Here is an 18,301-nt window from a genome sequence, read left to right as displayed (position 1 = left end):
CCTTATCAGGAGCAGAATTAGAAATATCTTAATACAAATTAAGAAAAAAGCCCTCCTTTTGAACAAAAGATAGGGCTTTTTTCTTATTGTAATATATCCCAATCTCTAAGAAACTTAGGATATACGACAAGTTAGTAAATTTTTCTACTTAAGTCCTAAAAATCTTAATTATTTCTGTATGCTTTTGTCGAAAATCAAGATTTTAAAGGAAAAGGTTGGAAAAAATATGATACAAAATATGGAGGAGGGGGAGCAAAGTGGATTTGTTGAACAGCCCAAGCTTTCGACTTATGGAGGCTGGCCTGCAAGCGGCAAACATCAGACAGAACGTCATTTCCAACAACATTGCAAATGAAGACACTCCTTACTTTAAACGATCTGACGTGTCGTTTGAAAGCCTGCTGCAGCAGGAATTAAATGGAACCATGCCCCGGTTGCGGGGGAAAGTAACCGATCCCCGGCATTTTGTCATAGGTCCTACCAGCTCGGTTCCTGAGCCTGTAGTCACTGTGGATCAATCGACGGTGATGAACAACAACCTTAACAATGTCGATGTCGACAGAGAAATGGCCAATCTGGCAGCGAACCAAATTCAATACAATTCTTACATCCAGCAAATCAACGAACAAATCAAAATGATGCGCGTAGCGGTAGAAGGGAGATAGGAATAAGTGAATTTGAACAGCAGCTTTGGCATCAGCGCCTCCGGACTGACGGCGCAGCGCCTCCGGATGGACGTAATTTCTTCTAATATAGCCAATGCCGAAACGACGAGAGCATCCGTGGTAAATGGACAGGCAGTCCCTTACCGCCGGAAGATGGTCGTTTTTTCGCCGAATGAGTCGAATTTTGCGAATATGCTCCAAGCACAGATGGATAAGGGGAATAGTTCGGCACGAGGGGTAAAAGTAACGGCAATTCAGGAGGATTCGGCACCTTTTAAACCGGTGTACAATCCGAGTCATCCTGATGCGGATGCTGAAGGGTATGTATATATGCCAAATGTCGACATGACCAAGGAAATGGTTGATCTCATTTCGGCTTCACATTCGTACAACGCTAACGTGACCGCGTTAAATGCTTCGAAAGCAATGGTTATGAAGGCGCTGGAAATCGGCCGATAGCGTTTTTGGCAGACGACAAAATAGGGAGGGACATTGATGATTCAAAACACCATGTTTTCCACTCAAAACGTACAACCGTTGAAGCTGCAAGAGAGCAGCCAAAACACCACGGCGACACCGGCCGAATCATTTAGCAAGTTTGGTTCGTATCTGGCGGATGCGATCAACCAGGTTGCCGCTCAGGAACAGGCGTCCAAAGAGATGAGCAATAAATTCATGCTCGGACAAGTGGATGTTGACCAAGTTATGATTTCCACGCAAAAGGCACTGCTGAGCTTGCAACTTACGGCTCAGGTCCGCAATAAGGTCATCGAGGCCTATCAGGAAATCATGCGTACGCAAATATAACCGTAAATTGCTAAGATTCGGGTAGGGTGGGTGACGTTGTGAATGAAAGAATCGCCCAATATAAGGACAAGATCGTCCAATATTGGAATCAGTTCAGCAAAAAACAAAAAACAATATTTATCTCAACTCTGGTTTTAATCATTATCGCTATTGTGGTGCTGACCATGCAGCTTTCCAAAACGGAATACGAGGTCGCGTTCAAGGATTTGAATGCAAGCGACTCTGCAGGCATCATGAATTATCTGGATACGAACAACATTCCGTACAAGCTGGGTTCTGATGGAAAAACGATCTCTGTACCAAGTACCCGGGCGTCGCGCGTTAAAGTGGACGTTGGTTCCCAGGGGATTATCCAGAACGGCTCGATCGGGTTTCGCGCATTCGACAATTCTTCGTCCATCGGAACGACCGACAGCGAATTCAACGTGAAATACAACAACGCGTTGAATGGCGAGGTTGAACAACTTCTCCAGCAAATGAACGGTATTTCGAATGCGAAAGTGCTTGTGACGCTTCCGAAAGAAAGCGTATTTGCCGGAGCGGATGACCAGGAAAAAGGTAATGCTTCCGTGGTACTAACCTTTAAACCCGGATATCATCCAAACCAGGCGACAGTCGATGGGTATTTCAATCTCGTCAAAACCGCAGTGCCAAACCTGCCGATTGAAAACATCACGATGATGGAAGGCGACACGGAACTCTTGCCATCCTCGCGTGGCGGCCAGGGAACATTAAGAAGTTCCGTGGAAGAGAACTTTGCGCTGCAAAAGAAATTCGAAAATGAAGTACGGCAAAACGTCAAGCAGTTTTTGAGCCAGTTCATGGGACCTAATAAAGTGGATGTGCTTGTCGTTTCCAAACTGAATTTCGACAAAGTTCAGAGCAAAGAAAATCTCGTGACGCCGGTAGATGCCGAAAATATGAAAGGCATTGAAATCAGCGTGCAGGAAATTTCGAAAAACTATTCGGGCAAAAGCAGTCCCGACAGCGGTGTGGCAGGAACCGGACAAACTCAGGTGCCTGGCTACCCGGGAGCATCGTCTTCTGGAGATGTGACCTCCGAAGACTTGTCCAAAACGATCAATTATGAAGTAAACCGGATTACGAAAGATATCGTATCCAGCCCTTACACTGTTAAAGATTTAACCATAAACGTGGCTGTTGAACCGCCGGCGGGTCAAAAAACGGTAGACCAACAGACCCAGGACGCCATTCATAATATTTTGGTGAATATTGTGAGGGCATCGCTTGCGGATTCCGGTTCTACATATACAGACGCAGATCTGGCTAAAAAAGTTTCGGTATATTCTCAACCGTTTGGTCAAGAAGATACCAAATCAAATGGTTTGAATCTTTCCAAAGGTGTTCTGTGGGGCATCGGTCTCGCCGCGCTTGCTTTGCTTGCCGGAGGAGCTTTCCTGATCTTCCGCCGTCGCAAACAAAACGAAGAAATGGAAGAAGACGATCTTCCGCTGCCGGCTCCTACAGAGTTTCCATCCATTAATTTGGAAAGCGTGACAAACGAAAGTCAGGTACGTAAACAGCTCGAAACTCTGGCGAAGAAGAAGCCGGAGGAATTTGTCAATCTGCTGCGTACATGGCTCGCTGACGAATAGAGGTGAATTCATTGGCTAAACCAAACAGCCAGGGGTTGAGCGGGCGGCAAAAAGCGGCGATCCTGCTCATCACCCTGGGGCCGGAAGTTTCGGCTCAAATATTCAAACATTTGAGAGATGAAGAAATAGAGCAGTTGACTCTTGAAATAGCTAATGTCCGCAAAGTGGACAGCGAGGAAAAGGACCAGATCCTCTCCGAGTTTCATCAGATTTGCTTGGCGCAGGAATATATATCGCAAGGCGGTATCAATTATGCCAAGGAAATATTGGAGAAAGCGCTTGGTTCGCAAAAAGCGATCGAGGTCATCAATCGCCTAACCGCAACGCTGCAGGTAAGACCGTTCGACTTTGCGCGCAAAGCGGACCCGAACCAGATTTTGAACTTTATCCAAAACGAAAATGCCCAAACGATTGCTCTGGTGCTTTCTTATCTGCAATTTGAACAGGCGGCCGCCATTCTGTCATCCCTGCCTCAAGAGAAGCAGGCGGATGTGGCAAGGAGAATCGCCGTCATGGACAGCACGTCGCCTGAAGTCATTTCGCAAGTCGAAAAGGTATTGGAGCAGAAGCTGTCTGCGACGGTAACGCAGGACTATACGAATGCGGGCGGCATCGAATCCATCGTTCAAATTCTGAACGGGGTCGACCGCGGTACGGAACGTACGATTCTCGATTCGCTGGAGATTCAGGATCCGGAGCTGGCTGAAGAAATCAAAAAACGGATGTTTGTATTCGAAGATATCGTCAATGTGGACAACCGTTCGATTCAGCGGATTATCCGGGACGTGGAAAATGCCGATCTTCAATTGGCCCTCAAAGTGGCAAGCGAGGAGGTTCGAGACGTTATTTTCCGCAACATGTCCAAACGCATGTCCGAAACCTTCAAGGAAGAAATGGAGTACATGGGCCCGGTGCGGCTGCGTGATGTAGAAGAGGCGCAGACCCGCATCGTAGGCACAATCCGGAGATTGGAAGAGGCCGGTGAGATTATCATAGCTCGCGGTGGAGGGGATGACATCATTGTCTAATTTGATTAAATCCACTCAATATGTTCCTGTCGAAGTGTTGAGAAAGCTGGACTTGGGACAGCGCTATGTTTCGCCGGAGGAAACGGCAGATCCGGAGGGGCAAGTAACGGAAGAAATAAAAGAAATCCAGGCGGATGAAGAATCCAAACGGTTAAGCAAAGAAATGCTCGATGATGCGCGTGAATTCGCGGAACGCCAGCTGCGCGAAGCTTCGGAAGAGGCGGAACGGATGCTGGCGGAGGCAAGTGAGCAAATCGACGGCTGGTGGCAGGAGCGCAGGCAGCAGGACGAACATCTGATCGAAGCGATCAAGGCCGAAGGGTATGATTCGGGATACCGTGAAGGGACAGAGAAGGCGCTTGCGGATTTGCAGGAGCACATCGCCAGGATGATGGACGAGGCCCAAACCGTTTTGAAACAGGCTTATTTAATGAAGGATCAGATCATTCAGGAGGCCGAACCGTTTTTGGTTGATCTCAGCTGCGCGATTGCCGAGAAAGTCATCGATAAACAGCTGACGATGGAAGAAGGTTACGTCATCGATTTGATCAAAAACAACCTGTCGCGCAAACGGGAACAGGGAGTCATTACGTTATGCGTCGCGCCGAGACATTTTGCTTTTGTGCAAGCGGCAAGGGAGGAGCTTGCAGCTTCGATCGATTCCCAAGCCGAGCTGCAAATTTTGCCTGATTCGACGGTTCTTGACCGAGGCTGCGTCATACGCTCGTCGTTTGGCAGCGTGGATGCGAGAATCGATACGCAGCTGACCGAAATCAAAAAAGAGCTTATCCGGATCGCATTGGATGATGAGGAGCGGAAAAACCAGGATGAAGATGCTTAGCAGTCACCGATACATGGAGCATCTGCGGAATTTAGACCCGGTGCGAGTCAACGGGAAAGTAACCCAGGTCATCGGGCTGATGGTGGAATCCGAAGGACCGGACGCAAGCGTAGGCGATGTCTGCTACATTTATCCGACGAAAAGCGCAAAACCTTTGCAGGCGGAGGTCGTCGGCTTCCGGGACAACAAGGTGCTGCTGATGCCGCTTGGCGAGCTGCATTCGATCGGCCCGGGTTGCGACGTCGTGGGAACCGGCAAGCCGCTTAGCGTTCAGGTCGGTTCCGAGCTGCTGGGCAAAGTGCTGGACGGCCTTGGACAACCGCTGGACGGCTCGCTGATTCCTACGCGGATGCCTTACAGTTCTACTTACAATGAGCCGGCTAACCCGCTGAATCGGCCGCGAGTAATAGAGCCGATCAGCATCGGCGTGAGGGCCATTGACGGTCTGCTCACCATCGGCAAGGGGCAGCGGGTTGGTATATTCGCAGGTTCGGGCGTCGGCAAAAGTACGCTGATGGGCATGATTGCCCGGAATACGTCTGCCGATGTCAATGTCATTGCCCTGATCGGAGAACGGGGCCGTGAAGTACTCGATTTTATTGAAAGGGATCTTGGTCCGGAAGGACTGCAGCGATCGGTGGTTGTCGTCGCAACCTCGGATCAGCCGGCACTGGTGAGAATCAAAGGGGCGCTCATTGCCACGACCATCGCGGAATACTTCCGCGACAGGGGAATGAACGTCATGCTGATGATGGATTCCGTCACACGCTACGCCATGGCGCAGCGCGAAGTCGGCCTCGCGATCGGCGAACCTCCCGCGATGAGAGGGTACACCCCTTCCGTTTTCGCCAGTTTGCCGAAGCTGCTGGAGCGTGCGGGAACCGGACCAAGCGGCTCAATCACGGCCTTTTATACCGTGCTGGTTGATGGCGATGACATGAATGAGCCGATTGCCGATGCGGTGCGGGGGATTTTGGATGGTCATATCGTTCTTAACCGCAACATCGCAAATAAAGGGCATTTTCCGGCGATTGATGTTCTTGCGAGCATCAGCCGGGTGATGAAAGATATCGCGCCGCAGGAACAGACCGAAGCAGCCGATAATTTGAAACGACTGATGTCAGTTTATAAGGACTCGGAAGATTTAATCAACATCGGGGCCTATCAGAAAGGTTCCAATGAGCAAATCGATGAGGCCATTGATTACATCCAGGACATCTGGGATTTCACCAAGCAAAGGGTGGATGAGAAGGTAACGCTTACGCAGGTGCAGGAGCGTTTGATTTCCGAATTTTCAAGGAGATGACCATAAGGCATGAGATTTCAGTATGCGTTCCAGAAAATCGTGGATTTGAAAGGCAATGAAAAAACACAGGCTGAATGGATGCTGTCGAGCGCTATCGGCAGGTTGCAAGAAGAGAAAAAATCTCTTGGCGAGCTGCTTGAAAACAAGGAACGAATGGTGAACCAACTGCAGGAGGCCGCCGAACGGAAAGCGCCGGTTGCGAAAATCCAGGAATTTCAAATGTATGTGCAGCATCTGGAGCAATGCATCGAAAAGAAACATTCCGATGTAAAAAAAGCCGATGTCAATGTGCAAATGAAGAAGACGCAGCTTTCCCATAAAATGCTGGATGAGAAAGTCTGGCTGAAAGCCAGGGATAAAGCGAAAAGTTCCTTTCAGCAAAGCATGCTCCTGAAGGAACAGAATGAACTGGATGAAATGGCAACAGTAAGGTTCGCCATGAGAGCGAGATAGGCGCGATCAAAAAAATAGCGAATCAGATTTGGACGGGAAATGTCCGTTATTACGGCTACTTTCGGCAAATCGAATGTTCTATCATTTTTTTTGATCGCGCCTGAATGAACGGGATCAAAAGCAAGCTGTTGCCTCGGGGGTGGATTGATTGTGGCAGATAAAGATTTTGAGATAGACCAGGAGTCTGCAGGGAGATTTGAGAGGTTTCTGTTTTTTATGATTCCGATCATTTTTACGATCGTGCTGATCGGGGTGCTTCTCACCCTCTTTAATGTAAATATCCGGAACGATGTGCTGGGTTTTGCCCAAAAAATACCGATCGTCAAAAACTGGGTTCCTGAACCCACCAAGGATCCCGCGAAAAAGAAACTTGATGATACAAAAGACCAGGTTAAGAGCGCGGAAGCGACGATTAAAGAGCTAAAGAACCAACTGGCTGCCAAGGATAAGGATTTGGAACAAGCCAAGCAAGCGAAAACCGAGCAGGATCAGAAGCTGAAAAATATGCAGGAGCAGATTGATTCCATTCAGAACTCGCAAACGGAAGCCGCCGGACAAGGAGCAGGGGCGCAGGAAGCGGATCCTTATGATAAGCAGATCAAGGACTTGGCCAAAATGTACGCGAACATGAGTCCGAGCAAAGCGGCGCCCATCATGCAAAACTTGACGACGGAAGAAATGGTTCAGCTGCTTAGCGCAATGAAAAACGACAATCGAACGGCCATTTTGGCAAAAATGGATCCGAAAATTGCCGCGGACGTGACCATGAAGCTGAAGGATGCCGTTTCCTCAAGCGATTTGGCCGTAGCGGCTTTGCAGTCAAGAGTTCATAAGGATGCGGCGGATGGGAAAAGCGGGACGTCATCCGGATTGGATAAGTCGCAGATCAGTCAAACATTTGCAAGCATGCCGGCAGATAGCGCAGCCGCCCTGCTGCTGTCGACTTATAAAATTTCGCCCGATAAAGTGCTGAAAATCCTGAACGACGTAACCGATTCGACCCGCTCCGGCATCCTTGACGCCATGAGCAAGAAGGATGCCAAAACCGCGGCTGTCATTTTGAATAAGCTCATGAACAAATAATGTATTTATAGTGGCGTTCAACCACTTATAGCCGATTTTCGTATGAAAGGAGGTGAAAAAAATGAGTCTTATATTCCAAAACATTGCTAGCGGAAACATGCAAAGCGGTAATACATCCGCGGCAGGGAGCAAGCAAGCAGCCGGAGCAAGCGAAGCGGCTGGAGCATTCAACCAGTCATTAACGCAAATGATGGCAGGAGAAGCAACGCAGCCAAATGGAACAGCTTTCATTGGTGCAGGCACGCTGCTCGAAGGCCTGCTGAAACTCGCCGGGGCGAATGCGGCCGGAGAAGATGAGAATGCCGATGGACAAAACATTGCCGATTTACTGCAAAGCTTGGTAGCAGAGCCGGACAAGCTGGACGAGGCGATTGCAGCCGATCCCGAACTGCTTGCGGCGCTTCAGGGCTGGCTTGGTCAAATTCAAATTTTGCTAAACCAGGCGAATCCGGTTGACGACGGGACTCTGGCCGCTGATGAACATGCATGGACAGGTCCTCTGGCCGAAAACCCGGCCACAATCCGCTTTGTCGTACAGGACGGACTGGCGCAGTTGGCTTCCATGCTGAAAGAGCCGCAAGGAAACAGTCAGGTTCAAATGCAGGCCGCCCAGCTGATTCAGTCGTTTCAGGACATTATGACCGAAGCGCTGCCTGTACAGCCTAAGCAAACTTCGGCACAAACGAATGCCGCTTCCGTCCCTAATCATGCAGCCGGATCTGCAGCAGCTCAAATCGATACGAAGGATTTGGACAAGCTTCTGAATTTGATGCGGCAGCCGCAGGATTCAAACGGAGCGAAGATACAAACGGTACCGGCGGTATTGACTAAAAGCGGAGGTTCCGACCAGGCGCTGAACTCATGGCTCAAAGGAGAAATGTCTTCAGGCCAAGAACAGGCAACGGCGGCTGACAACCAAGAGCATGCAAACGATCTGTTCGATTCGCAAAATACCGTTACAGCGGGACAATTGGTTTTGAGGCAAGGCATTAACGGTTCGGCCAAAATGGCGCCAACACAAGCTCCAGTGCCTGTCGAAAAGTTTTCCCAGGAAATGAGCGGTTTTGTCGTAAACAAGCTGGAGTTCGTTAAGCAGCATGGGGTTTCGGAAGCCAGAATTACGCTGTATCCGGAACGTTTGGGTCAAGTGGATATCAAACTGACGATGCAAAATGGACAGCTTGTAGCACAGTTTACGACTGAGCATGCCGCGACAAGAGATCTCCTGGAACAGCAAATGAGCCAGCTCCGCTCCTCGCTGCAGACGCAGGGAGTGCAGGTGGAAAAGCTCGTGGTAACCCAAAATCCGTCGCCGCAGTCGCAGATGTACCACGACGGACGCCAGCCTGGTTCGGGACAGCAGCAATCCAATCGCCGTTCCAAAGAAAAAGATGCGCCTACAGATGATGCGCTAAAGGTGGCCGAACTTGGGGAAGAGCTGAAGGAGTGGCTCGCCGAGCAGGAGCAGACCGATGGCGGAAATACGTTTACAGCAAAAGCCTAGGCAGGCGGAGGTGACAAAAGATGGCGTCGAACAACATATCTACCAGTAATGTTTGGCCTAACTATTCGGCCTCAAACGTAGCCAAAGCGAGTGCCAAACAACAGACGCTGGGCAAAGACCAGTTCCTGAAAATTTTGATTACGCAGCTGAAAAACCAGGACCCGATGCAGCCGCTGGAAGACAAGGAATTTATCGCGCAGATGGCCCAGTTTTCTTCGGTTGAACAGCTCATGAACATTTCGGGCCAGTTGACGGCGATGAACCAGTCCCTGGGCAATGTATCCGGACTCATCGGGAAAGAGATTTCCTGGCTGGATAATGGCAATCCGGAGAAAGGCGAGAAGGGCAGCGGCGAAATGAAATCAGGGATCGTCACTTCGATTTTGGTTAAAGACGGCGTTCAGTACGCAACCGTTGGTTCGCTTGCGATACCGCTGACCAAAATAATCGAAATCAAGGATGTGCCTAAAGAAGGCGAAATCCCGCCGAAGGATGGGGTTCCACCTAAGGATGGAGTTCCTCCGAAGGATGAGGTTCCGCCGAAAGATGGTGAATCGCCTGCGGAAACGCCTGCTGAGGGAAATCCGAGCCAGGCGGCACCGCAACCGGGTTCACCTGCAGGATCGCAGGATGCAAATGGCTCCGGAAGCGGTGAATCGGCATGAACGAACGATTGACCATCGGGCAGCTGTATCCTGGCAAAATATATCCTGCGGCGCAGAATGCATCTGCTCATAAGATTTCGCAGCAGGAGAACCGAACGGACTCGTTTGACCGAATTTTCCAGAATGAGCTGCTCAAATTCAGCAATCATGCGGCAAAACGCCTGGAACAAAGAGGAATCGAGTTAAAAGGAGACGAACTCCTCCAGATTCAAAACGCGGTAGACAAGGCAGCTGCCAAAGGAAGCAAAGAGTCGCTGATCCTGATGAAGGATATGGCGCTCATTGTAAATGTGGCTAACCGGACCGTCGTTACCGCGATGGACGGGAATTCGATGAAGGATAACGTGTTTACTCAAATTGACAGCGCGGTTGTCATTTCTTGACCTGGCCGGCCCGATTAGGAAAGCCAGTGGGCCGCTGACCGACAGAGGCGGCCTGACACCAATAGAGGAGGAATTATTCAATGTTGAGATCCATGTATTCAGGCGTTTCGGGTATGCGCGGTTTTCAAACGAAGCTGGACGTAATCGGCAACAACATCGCCAACGTGAATACCGTCGGCTTTAAATCCGGACGCGTGATGTTTAAAGACGTGATGAGCCAAACAGTTGCCGGCGTGACTGCGCCGAATGACACCGACCAGGGCGGGGTTAACGCCAAGCAAATCGGTCTGGGCGTCTCAATCGGTTCGATTGATACCATTCATCTTGGCGGCAGCGCCATGGTAACGAACCAGCAGACAGATCTGCGGATTGACGGAGACGGCTTTTTTCTGGTCAAGATGACTGGGGATCAAGAGGAACCGTTTTTAACTCGTGCAGGTGATTTTCATGTTGACGCCGAGAAAAATCTTGTAACATCAGATGGTTTTCTCGTATGCGATTCCAATGGCGACGCTATCAAGTTAGGGGATGAAACAGTAGCATTCTCCATTGCCCAGGATGGTACCATTATACAGAAGCAAGGTGATGGAGAAACAGACCAGCAAATAAAGATTGGGATCGGCAAGGTCGTAAATCCGGAAGGCCTTGAGAAAATCGGAGGCAATCTGTACCGCATGACCGTCAATGCCAATCCGGACGGTACACTTGATCCGACAACGGCGAACAACGCGGAAGCTGGCACCGGCGCAATCATCGCTGGCCAGCTCGAGATGTCCAACGTCGACCTGACAGGGGAGTTTACGGAAATGATCGTAGCCCAGCGCGGATTCCAAGCCAACTCGCGCATCATCACAACCTCTGACGAAGTGCTTCAGGAGGTCGTGAATCTGAAGCGGTAATTGATTGATTGAAGCGGGAGGGGCAACCCGCCTCTCCCGAATTTCCATAGGAGGTCTGCTATGATTTCTGTTACCCGATTAAACGGCTCACCATTATGGCTGAACGCTCTGCTTATCGAAACAGTGGAAGAAACGCCAGACACATATATTACATTGGTCACGGGCAAACGCATGATTGTTTTGGAAAAAGCAGCTGAGGTCATCGCCTTGGTGAAGCAATACAATCAGGAAATAGGCATACATAATGCCACAATAAAAGTGCAACAAATGGAGGAAAACTCATGAAGAAAATGCTGCCTTGGCTCATAACCATACTTCTGGCTATCACACTGATCGTAGTTGCAGTAGTTCTGCTGACACCCCAGCTGCTTGGAAAAGCGAATAATAATCCAAACTCCGCGGCCCAGGCGATCGAGGTAAGAAGATATTCAGCGGATGAACTTGTGGAAATGACATCTGAAATTACGAGTATCAAGACCAATCTTGCAGATCAGGATTATGTCGCATCGATGAATTTTGCGTTCCAATTGAACGATAAGAAATCCAAAGAAGAATTCGAGAAGATTAAAGAGTTCAAGATCAAGCCGATTATTATCAAAACGCTTAACGATACCAAGCCGGAAGAACTGAAAGGTTCAGGGGGCAAGGACCAATTGAGCGCAAAATTGATCAATCTGATCAATAAGACACTGACTCAAGGGAAATTAAATCAGATCGAAATCACAGATTATCTGGTCGTGCCGATCTAAGAAAGGATTCTCCCTAACATGCCGAAGAGAACCCAAGACAATCCTTTTAGGGGGTGAGATGATTGGTTGATGTATTATCGCAAAATGAGATTGATGCGCTTCTTGCCGCGCTTTCATCCGGCGAGATGGATGCGGAGGAACTGAAAAAGGAGGAAACGCAGAAGAAGGTCCGTTCCTATGATTTTAAGCGGGCGGTGCGTTTTTCCAAGGATCATATCCGCAGCCTGACGCGTATTCACGAAAATTTTGCCCGTTATTTAACGACTTATTTTTCGGCACAGCTCCGGACTTTCGTGCAAATCAGCGTGGTTCAGGTGGAGCAGCTTCCGTATGACGAATTTATCCGTTCCATTCCAAAAATGACGATTTTGAACATATTTGAAGCCGAGCCTTTAAAAGGGAGGATGGTGCTTGAAGTCCATCCGAACGTGGCGTATGCCATGCTGGATCGCCTGCTGGGCGGGATAGGCAATGCGCCTACGAAAATCAATACGCTCACAGAGATTGAGACAACCATCATGGAGCGCATTTTCAGCCGCGCTTTCGATAGTCTTGCAGAGGCATGGAAAACGGTGTTGGATATCTCTCCGCGGATGGAAGCGATGGAAACGAATCCGCAGTTTATGCAAATCGTTTCCCCGAATGAAACGATCGCGTTGATATCGCTAAGCACGAAAATCGGCGACACGACAGGAATGATCAATCTTTGTATTCCGCATGTGGTGCTCGAGCCGATCATGTCGAAGCTGTCGGCGCACCAGTGGTTTATATCGGAGAAAAAATCCAGCCTGCCTGAAGAGGCGGAGTCGCTGAAGCACCGGATCAGCCAAGCCAAATTGAATATCATCGCCGAGCTTGGATCCTCCCATATTACGGTTTCCGAATTTTTGGGCTTGAGCGTTGGTGACGTCATCAGCCTCAATAAAGAGGTGGAAGGCGGCTTGTCGATCAAGGTGGGAGACCGCCTGAAATTCATTGGAAGTCCGGGCACGCTCAAGGACCGGGTAGCCGTTCAAATTGACGAGATTGTCAGTGAAGGGGTTGAGGAATTTGACGAATAACGAGTATTTGTCACAGGAAGAAATAGACGCATTGCTTAAACAGTCCGAATCGGATCATTCCGGAGGCGGAGGCGCCGTAACGGTTAATGATTATTTGACGCCGCTGGAGCAGGATGCGTTGGGGGAAATCGGGAACATAACCTTCGGCAGCGCCGCGACGGCTCTTTCAACCTTGCTGGGCAAGAAAGTTGAAATTACGACACCGAAAGTGTCCATCATTACGCGGGAGCAATTTGAATCCGAATTTCCCAAGCCGCATGTTGCAATTCATGTGACATACGTGGATGGATTCGAAGGGATTAATTCGCTTGTCATCAAAACGCGTGATGCTCAGGTTATTGCCGATTTGATGCTTGGCGGCGAAGGCAATCCTGGCGATCAGGAACTGAATGATATACATATCAGCGCCGTACAAGAAGCGATGAACCAAATGATGGGTTCGTCTGCAACGTCCATGTCGACGATCTTCAACCGGTTCGTGAACATATCGCCTCCGGGAATCGACATTTTGGATGTGGCGAGCGGCGATGGAGTTAGCAGCCTTCCGGCGGATCAGACCTTGATTAAGATTTCCTTCAGGCTGACCATCGGAGATCTAATCGATTCGACGATCATGCAGCTGCTGCCGATCCAGTTCGCCAAAGATATGGTCAACATGCTGATTAACGGCACTGAACCTATAGAGCAGATCATCGAGGAGACGGCGGCTGCCGTGGAAGCTCCTAAAAGTCCGGCAGCACAGGCGACGCCGCAGCCAATGCCAGAGCAGCCGGGAGCCGGTCAGCAGCCTCCTGCATACCCAGGGGGATACGGCGTGCCGGGACAGGGAGTTCCAGCCGCAATGTCTGGTTATGATCCGAATATGCCAATGCCGCCTTACGGCATGCCGCAGCATTACGGGGCACAGCATAACCGGAACGTGAACGTGCAGCCTGTGCAGTTTTCCAATCTGCAATCGGGAGCGCTTGGGTCGGTCGATCAAAACAATTTGAACTTATTAATGGACATTCCTCTTAAAGTCACCGTAGAATTAGGAAGGACCCAAAAGCAGATTAAGGATATCTTGGAAATGTCCCAAGGTTCCATTATTGAACTGGACAAGCTTGCCGGCGAGCCGGTGGACATTCTTGTGAACAACAAGCTGATCGCCAAAGGCGAGGTTGTCGTTATTGATGAGAACTTTGGTGTGCGTGTCACAGACATCCTCAGCCAATGGGACCGAATACAAAAATTACAATAAGCAAAATTTAGGGAGGATTTTTAATCAATGGCTAACCGTATTCTTATCGTGGATGATGCTGCATTTATGAGAATGATGATCCGTGACATTTTGTCGAAAAATGGATTTGAAGTCGTAGGTGAGGCTCAGGATGGAGCCCAAGCAATCGAGAAATTTAAAGAGCTTCGCCCGGATCTGATCACAATGGATATCACCATGCCCGAAATGGACGGGATTGCCGCTTTGAAAGAGATCAAGAAGCTGGATCCAAGCGCGAAAGTGATCATGTGCTCCGCTATGGGCCAACAGGCGATGGTTATCGATGCCATTCAAGCCGGAGCGAAGGATTTTATCGTGAAGCCGTTCCAAACAGATCGTGTTATCGAAGCGATTAACAAAACGCTTGGCATATAGGGTTCCATGCTTAGCGCCAATTTGGAGATGCCCGAAAGCCCGGGAAACTACACGCTCAGCCTGATATACGTCATTGTCGTATTGGCGGTCATCGTTGCACTGATCATTCTTTTAATCCGCTTTCTGGGCAAAAAAAACAAAGTTTGGTTTACCAGTCGCGCCGTTCGGACCTTGGGTACCATTGGGCTCGGTCCGAACAAATCCCTTCATGTGATTGAGATCGGCAGCAGTTTATATCTGGTTGGCGCCGGCGAAGATATTCGTCTGGTGGACAAGATCACGGATCCGGAAGAAGTCAAGCTGATCAAGGAAGCTTTTGAGCAGGAAACAAGCGGGAAATCGGGCGCTATGCCGCCCTTGTTCGAAAAGCTGGCTTCCCGGTTCCGCAAATCAGGGACGCTGTCTTCGGAAATTGAGCTGGAGGACACGTCATCTTTTCACGAAGTCTTTGACGAGAAGCTGCGGAAAATGTCTACCCGCAAGGAAAAGATGGAGGAGCTTCTCCGTGAGGACAATACTACAGATCGGTTGAGGGATCCATGAAAAAGAAGGTTTTGCTAGCTTGCATCGTTTTATCGGTTATCAGTTTGCTTGCAATAACGGCGGCTTTTGCTGATCCCATTCCCAACATTGATATCAAGGTGGGCGATTCAGGAGGTAAACCGAGCACCAGCTCATTATCCATTATACTTCTGGTAACTGTCATCAGCATCGCGCCGGCGCTGCTGGTGCTGATGACAAGCTTCACCCGGATCGTGGTCGTTCTGGGATTTGTGAGAACATCGCTTGGAACGCAGCAAATGCCGCCCAATCAAGTGCTGGTAGGATTGGCTCTGTTTCTGACGCTGTTTGTGATGGCACCAACGTTTTCATCGATCAATGATGTTGCCCTGCAGCCTTACCTGAAGGGGGAAATCACCCAATCACAAGCGCTCGACAAAGCGGCGGAGCCGATGAAAAAGTTTATGTTTTCACAAACAAGGGAAAAAGATCTGCTGTTATTTATGAAATATACGAAGACGGAAAAGCCCAAAACCTATAAAGACATTCCGTTGACTGTCATGGTTCCGGCTTTTGCGATCAGCGAGCTGAAAACGGCGTTTCAAATGGGCTTTATGATATTCATACCATTTTTGATCATTGATATCGTTGTTGCGAGTACGCTTATGGCCATGGGGATGATGATGCTTCCTCCGGTCATGATATCACTGCCGTTCAAAATATTGCTGTTCGTGCTTGTTGATGGATGGTATCTGGTCGTCAAGTCGCTGCTGATGAGTTTTAATACCTGATGGATGAAAAAGGCGAAGGAGGCCGGCCATGAATTCTGATTTTATTATCGGGCTTGCGGGACAGGCGGTGTATACCGTACTTAAGGTAAGCGCGCCGATGCTGCTGCTTGGTCTGATCGTCGGTCTGATTGTCAGTATTTTTCAGGCAACGACCCAGATTCAAGAACAGACCCTCGCGTTCATTCCTAAAATCGTGGCGGTACTGCTGGCGATCCTGCTGTTTGGTCCTTGGATATTAACGACGCTGGTGGATTTTACGTATAACATTTTCGACAATCTCTATAAATATATCGGGTAGGCGGTAGCGGTCTATGAATATGCTGCTGGAAAGCTTGCCGGTATTTCTGCTTATTTTTTGTCGAATTACCTCTTTTTTTGTTGTCGCACCTGTGCTGTCTTCAAAAGGGGTACCGAATATTTTTAAAATTGGCATGACCTTTTTTCTATCCGTCCTTGTTTTTTTGACCTATGGCGTCCACCATGAGCTTCCGGCTGATATGAACTATATCCTTTTGATTATCCGTGAAATATTGATCGGTTTAATCCTCGGGTTTGTGGCTTACCTGCTGTTTATGGTCATTCAGACGGCCGGCGCCTTTATCGACATTCAGATCGGGTTTGGCATCGCCAACGTCATCGACCCGATGACAGGCACATCAGCACCGGTTCTGGGCAATTTCAAGTATATGTTTGCCGTGCTGCTTTTTCTTACCATGAACGGGCATCATTACTTGCTTGACGGCATTATCCGAAGTTACGACTGGGTGCCGTTATCGAATGATTTTTTCATGAAGCTATACAATGGAAGCATTTCGGAATTTTTAATCAAAACATTCGGCCAATCTTTCGTACTGGCTTTTCAAATGTCGGCGCCGATCGTTGCCGCGTTATTCCTTACAGATATCGGTCTGGGCTTCTTGGCCCGTACGGCTCCGCAATTTAACGTGTTTGTGATCGGGATGCCGCTTAAAGTGATTGTTGGCTTGGTTGTGCTGCTGCTAGTCGTGCCCAGCTTTTCCTACATATTCGGCGACTTGTTTAACATTATGTTCGAATCGATGCAAAATCTGCTGGGGATCTTGGGCCACAGGCCGACTTAAAGTACGTGTTCAAAAGGTCGGTTTTCAGCACCGGAGCCTATGCTTCCGAAGTGCGTTTTTTCAAAACGCTTGAGTTGAATGAAGCCAGGGAGTGAGGATGGGGGAACGACAGGAGTGGCTTACAGATATCCGCTGGACTTGCAGTTGTTTGCCGGAGAAAAGACGGAAAAAGCGACACCAAAAAAGCGGCAGGATACCCGGAAAAAGGGGCAGGTTGCCAAAAGCCAGGAACTGTCGGGCGCAGTGGTGCTGCTTGCTTCCTTTTTAAGCCTGCTGATGTTTGGCGGGTTTATCAAAGAACGTTTGGTCGGGCTCTTTAAGGATGTATTCATAAACCGTCTCAACACCGGCGTTTCAATCGGGAACGTCATGAGCATGGCGATGCAATACGTCATTCAAATATTGATATTGCTCGCGCCGCTGTTCGTGACCACAATCGTGATTGCGCTGGTTGCCAACGTGGCACAGGTGGGATTCATGCTTTCGGGGGAAACGCTGAAACCGAAATTCAGCAAATTGAATCCGATCAAAGGTTTCAAGAACATTTTTTCGGCCAGATCTTTGGTGGAATTTTTGAAGTCCCTTTTTAAAATTACAGTCATTGGGCTGCTGGTCTTTCAGACCTTGAAAGGCGCCCTGCCGGAGATTGGCAAGCTTTCGGAAATGAATGTCGAGAAAACCTTTCATTTCGTCGCGAAACTGTCGTTAAATCTGGGGCTGAAAATCGGGGCGGCGTTGTTTGCCATGGCGATTTTGGACTATTTATATCAGCGGTATGAATTTGAGAAAAGCATTCGGATGTCTAAGCAGGACATCAAGGATGAATACAAAAAAATGGAAGGCGATCCGCTGATCAAAGGAAAGATCAGGGAACGCCAGCGCAGAATGGCGATGCAGCGGATGATGCAGGAAGTGCCAAAAGCGGATGTGGTTATCACCAACCCGACGCACTTTGCCGTTGCCCTCAAATACGAAGGCTCCGAGATGGAGGCTCCGGAGGTTGTCGCCAAGGGGCAGGACTTTGTAGCTCTGCGCATTAAGGAAATTGCCAAAGAAAACGGCGTTATAACAATGGAAAATAAACCTCTCGCCCGAGCCCTGTTTCAAAGAGCGGAGATCGGGGATTCCATTCCCGCCGATTTGTTCCAGGCTGTGGCTGAAGTATTGGCATATGTGTATAAATTAAAAGGCAAAGTTAAATAAATGGGGATCGGAG

General features: G+C 49.1%; 23 protein-coding genes. All 23 read left to right on the top strand.

Annotation, left to right across the window (positions count from 1 at the left end):
- Positions 1–257: 257 nt before the first annotated feature.
- The 23 genes from flgB (at position 258) to flhB (ending at position 18,288) form a co-directional block, all read left to right on the top strand.
- Positions 258–665, top strand: coding sequence for a flagellar basal body rod protein FlgB (flgB, locus tag L6442_RS22020; RefSeq protein WP_194230519.1), 408 nt, complete (start codon positions 258–260; stop codon positions 663–665).
- A 66-nt stretch (positions 666–731) separates the two neighbouring features.
- Complete coding sequence (gene flgC, locus L6442_RS22015) at positions 732–1,124, top strand: flagellar basal body rod protein FlgC (RefSeq protein ID WP_373871848.1); 393 nt, start codon at positions 732–734, stop codon at positions 1,122–1,124.
- Positions 1,125–1,160: 36 nt separating this feature from the next.
- On the top strand, positions 1,161–1,472 hold the full coding sequence (gene fliE / locus L6442_RS22010) for a flagellar hook-basal body complex protein FliE (RefSeq protein WP_194230517.1): 312 nt from the start codon (positions 1,161–1,163) through the stop codon (positions 1,470–1,472).
- 38 nt (positions 1,473–1,510) lie between these two features.
- On the top strand, positions 1,511–3,088 hold the full coding sequence (fliF, locus tag L6442_RS22005) for a flagellar basal-body MS-ring/collar protein FliF (RefSeq protein WP_212980573.1): 1,578 nt from the start codon (positions 1,511–1,513) through the stop codon (positions 3,086–3,088).
- Positions 3,089–3,099: 11 nt separating this feature from the next.
- Entirely contained in the window at positions 3,100–4,116 is a 1,017-nt protein-coding gene (fliG, locus tag L6442_RS22000) for a flagellar motor switch protein FliG (protein ID WP_194230515.1), read from the top strand.
- The gene (locus tag L6442_RS21995) at positions 4,109–4,957 is read left to right on the top strand and encodes a FliH/SctL family protein (protein WP_212980574.1); all 849 of its coding nucleotides are present in this window, start codon (positions 4,109–4,111) and stop codon (positions 4,955–4,957) included. Before fliG ends, L6442_RS21995 begins: the two co-directional genes overlap by 8 nt.
- Entirely contained in the window at positions 4,944–6,263 is a 1,320-nt protein-coding gene (gene fliI, locus L6442_RS21990; RefSeq protein ID WP_194230513.1) for a flagellar protein export ATPase FliI, read from the top strand. Before L6442_RS21995 ends, fliI begins: the two co-directional genes overlap by 14 nt.
- A gap of 9 nt (positions 6,264–6,272) precedes the next feature.
- Positions 6,273–6,716 carry a flagellar export protein FliJ gene (gene fliJ, locus L6442_RS21985; protein ID WP_194230512.1) on the top strand — a complete coding sequence of 148 codons (444 nt, stop codon included), beginning with the start codon at positions 6,273–6,275 and terminating at the stop codon, positions 6,714–6,716.
- A 150-nt stretch (positions 6,717–6,866) separates the two neighbouring features.
- A complete protein-coding gene (locus L6442_RS21980) occupies positions 6,867–7,799 on the top strand; it encodes a MotE family protein (RefSeq protein WP_237100038.1) in 933 nt (310 codons plus the stop codon).
- 61 nt (positions 7,800–7,860) lie between these two features.
- On the top strand, positions 7,861–9,303 hold the full coding sequence (locus L6442_RS21975; RefSeq protein ID WP_212980575.1) for a flagellar hook-length control protein FliK: 1,443 nt from the start codon (positions 7,861–7,863) through the stop codon (positions 9,301–9,303).
- Positions 9,304–9,323: 20 nt separating this feature from the next.
- A complete protein-coding gene (locus L6442_RS21970) occupies positions 9,324–9,968 on the top strand; it encodes a flagellar hook capping FlgD N-terminal domain-containing protein (RefSeq protein ID WP_212980576.1) in 645 nt (214 codons plus the stop codon).
- Positions 9,965–10,351 (top strand): TIGR02530 family flagellar biosynthesis protein, encoded by a 387-nt coding sequence (locus L6442_RS21965; RefSeq protein WP_212980577.1) that lies wholly within the window; start codon positions 9,965–9,967, stop codon positions 10,349–10,351. The genes L6442_RS21970 and L6442_RS21965 overlap by 4 nt, the downstream gene beginning before the upstream one ends.
- Positions 10,352–10,431: 80 nt before the next feature.
- Positions 10,432–11,250 carry a flagellar basal body rod protein FlgG gene (gene flgG / locus L6442_RS21960; protein ID WP_212980578.1) on the top strand — a complete coding sequence of 273 codons (819 nt, stop codon included), beginning with the start codon at positions 10,432–10,434 and terminating at the stop codon, positions 11,248–11,250.
- Positions 11,251–11,310: 60 nt separating this feature from the next.
- Positions 11,311–11,535 carry a flagellar FlbD family protein gene (locus L6442_RS21955; protein ID WP_194230507.1) on the top strand — a complete coding sequence of 75 codons (225 nt, stop codon included), beginning with the start codon at positions 11,311–11,313 and terminating at the stop codon, positions 11,533–11,535.
- Complete coding sequence (locus L6442_RS21950; protein WP_194230506.1) at positions 11,532–11,999, top strand: flagellar basal body-associated FliL family protein; 468 nt, start codon at positions 11,532–11,534, stop codon at positions 11,997–11,999. Before L6442_RS21955 ends, L6442_RS21950 begins: the two co-directional genes overlap by 4 nt.
- A 62-nt stretch (positions 12,000–12,061) precedes the next feature.
- Positions 12,062–13,060: a flagellar motor switch protein FliM gene (gene fliM, locus L6442_RS21945; RefSeq protein WP_212980579.1), complete on the top strand. Its 999-nt coding sequence runs from the start codon at positions 12,062–12,064 to the stop codon at positions 13,058–13,060.
- The gene (gene fliY / locus L6442_RS21940; protein WP_212980580.1) at positions 13,050–14,300 is read left to right on the top strand and encodes a flagellar motor switch phosphatase FliY; all 1,251 of its coding nucleotides are present in this window, start codon (positions 13,050–13,052) and stop codon (positions 14,298–14,300) included. Before fliM ends, fliY begins: the two co-directional genes overlap by 11 nt.
- Before the next feature lie 27 nt (positions 14,301–14,327).
- Positions 14,328–14,693, top strand: a complete 366-nt coding sequence (locus L6442_RS21935) for a response regulator (protein ID WP_194230503.1) — start codon at positions 14,328–14,330, stop codon at positions 14,691–14,693.
- 6 nt (positions 14,694–14,699) lie between these two features.
- Positions 14,700–15,236 (top strand): flagellar biosynthetic protein FliO, encoded by a 537-nt coding sequence (locus tag L6442_RS21930; RefSeq protein ID WP_212980581.1) that lies wholly within the window; start codon positions 14,700–14,702, stop codon positions 15,234–15,236.
- The gene (fliP, locus tag L6442_RS21925; protein ID WP_194230501.1) at positions 15,233–15,985 is read left to right on the top strand and encodes a flagellar type III secretion system pore protein FliP; all 753 of its coding nucleotides are present in this window, start codon (positions 15,233–15,235) and stop codon (positions 15,983–15,985) included. Before L6442_RS21930 ends, fliP begins: the two co-directional genes overlap by 4 nt.
- A 28-nt stretch (positions 15,986–16,013) precedes the next feature.
- Positions 16,014–16,283 carry a flagellar biosynthesis protein FliQ gene (gene fliQ, locus L6442_RS21920; protein WP_194230500.1) on the top strand — a complete coding sequence of 90 codons (270 nt, stop codon included), beginning with the start codon at positions 16,014–16,016 and terminating at the stop codon, positions 16,281–16,283.
- Positions 16,284–16,296: 13 nt separating this feature from the next.
- The gene (gene fliR, locus L6442_RS21915) at positions 16,297–17,085 is read left to right on the top strand and encodes a flagellar biosynthetic protein FliR (RefSeq protein WP_194230499.1); all 789 of its coding nucleotides are present in this window, start codon (positions 16,297–16,299) and stop codon (positions 17,083–17,085) included.
- 78 nt (positions 17,086–17,163) lie between these two features.
- Complete coding sequence (gene flhB / locus L6442_RS21910) at positions 17,164–18,288, top strand: flagellar biosynthesis protein FlhB (RefSeq protein ID WP_194230498.1); 1,125 nt, start codon at positions 17,164–17,166, stop codon at positions 18,286–18,288.
- The last annotated feature ends 13 nt before the right edge of the window (positions 18,289–18,301 follow it).

Origin of the sequence: Paenibacillus azoreducens, assembly GCF_021654775.1 — a bacterium.
GTDB classification, from domain to species: Bacteria; Bacillota; Bacilli; order Paenibacillales; family Paenibacillaceae; genus Paenibacillus_AQ; species Paenibacillus_AQ azoreducens.
Note: the sequence above shows the minus strand (reverse complement) of the source record. Positions and strands in the feature narration are given on the sequence as shown.

Excerpts from the sequence above, each read along its gene's own strand:
- flgC (WP_373871848.1), top strand. The coding sequence starts at position 732 with ATGGACGTAATTTCTTCTAATATAGCCAATGCCGAAACGACGAGAGCA.
- fliE (WP_194230517.1), top strand. The coding sequence starts at position 1,161 with ATGATTCAAAACACCATGTTTTCCACTCAAAACGTACAACCGTTGAAG.
- fliI (WP_194230513.1), top strand. The coding sequence starts at position 4,944 with ATGAAGATGCTTAGCAGTCACCGATACATGGAGCATCTGCGGAATTTA.
- fliJ (WP_194230512.1), top strand. The coding sequence starts at position 6,273 with ATGAGATTTCAGTATGCGTTCCAGAAAATCGTGGATTTGAAAGGCAAT.
- L6442_RS21975 (WP_212980575.1), top strand. The coding sequence starts at position 7,861 with ATGAGTCTTATATTCCAAAACATTGCTAGCGGAAACATGCAAAGCGGT.
- L6442_RS21970 (WP_212980576.1), top strand. The coding sequence starts at position 9,324 with ATGGCGTCGAACAACATATCTACCAGTAATGTTTGGCCTAACTATTCG.
- L6442_RS21965 (WP_212980577.1), top strand. The coding sequence starts at position 9,965 with ATGAACGAACGATTGACCATCGGGCAGCTGTATCCTGGCAAAATATAT.
- flgG (WP_212980578.1), top strand. The coding sequence starts at position 10,432 with ATGTTGAGATCCATGTATTCAGGCGTTTCGGGTATGCGCGGTTTTCAA.
- L6442_RS21955 (WP_194230507.1), top strand. The coding sequence starts at position 11,311 with ATGATTTCTGTTACCCGATTAAACGGCTCACCATTATGGCTGAACGCT.
- L6442_RS21950 (WP_194230506.1), top strand. The coding sequence starts at position 11,532 with ATGAAGAAAATGCTGCCTTGGCTCATAACCATACTTCTGGCTATCACA.
- L6442_RS21935 (WP_194230503.1), top strand. The coding sequence starts at position 14,328 with ATGGCTAACCGTATTCTTATCGTGGATGATGCTGCATTTATGAGAATG.
- L6442_RS21930 (WP_212980581.1), top strand. The coding sequence starts at position 14,700 with ATGCTTAGCGCCAATTTGGAGATGCCCGAAAGCCCGGGAAACTACACG.
- fliP (WP_194230501.1), top strand. The coding sequence starts at position 15,233 with ATGAAAAAGAAGGTTTTGCTAGCTTGCATCGTTTTATCGGTTATCAGT.
- fliQ (WP_194230500.1), top strand. The coding sequence starts at position 16,014 with ATGAATTCTGATTTTATTATCGGGCTTGCGGGACAGGCGGTGTATACC.
- fliR (WP_194230499.1), top strand. The coding sequence starts at position 16,297 with ATGAATATGCTGCTGGAAAGCTTGCCGGTATTTCTGCTTATTTTTTGT.
- flhB (WP_194230498.1), top strand. The coding sequence starts at position 17,164 with ATGAAGCCAGGGAGTGAGGATGGGGGAACGACAGGAGTGGCTTACAGA.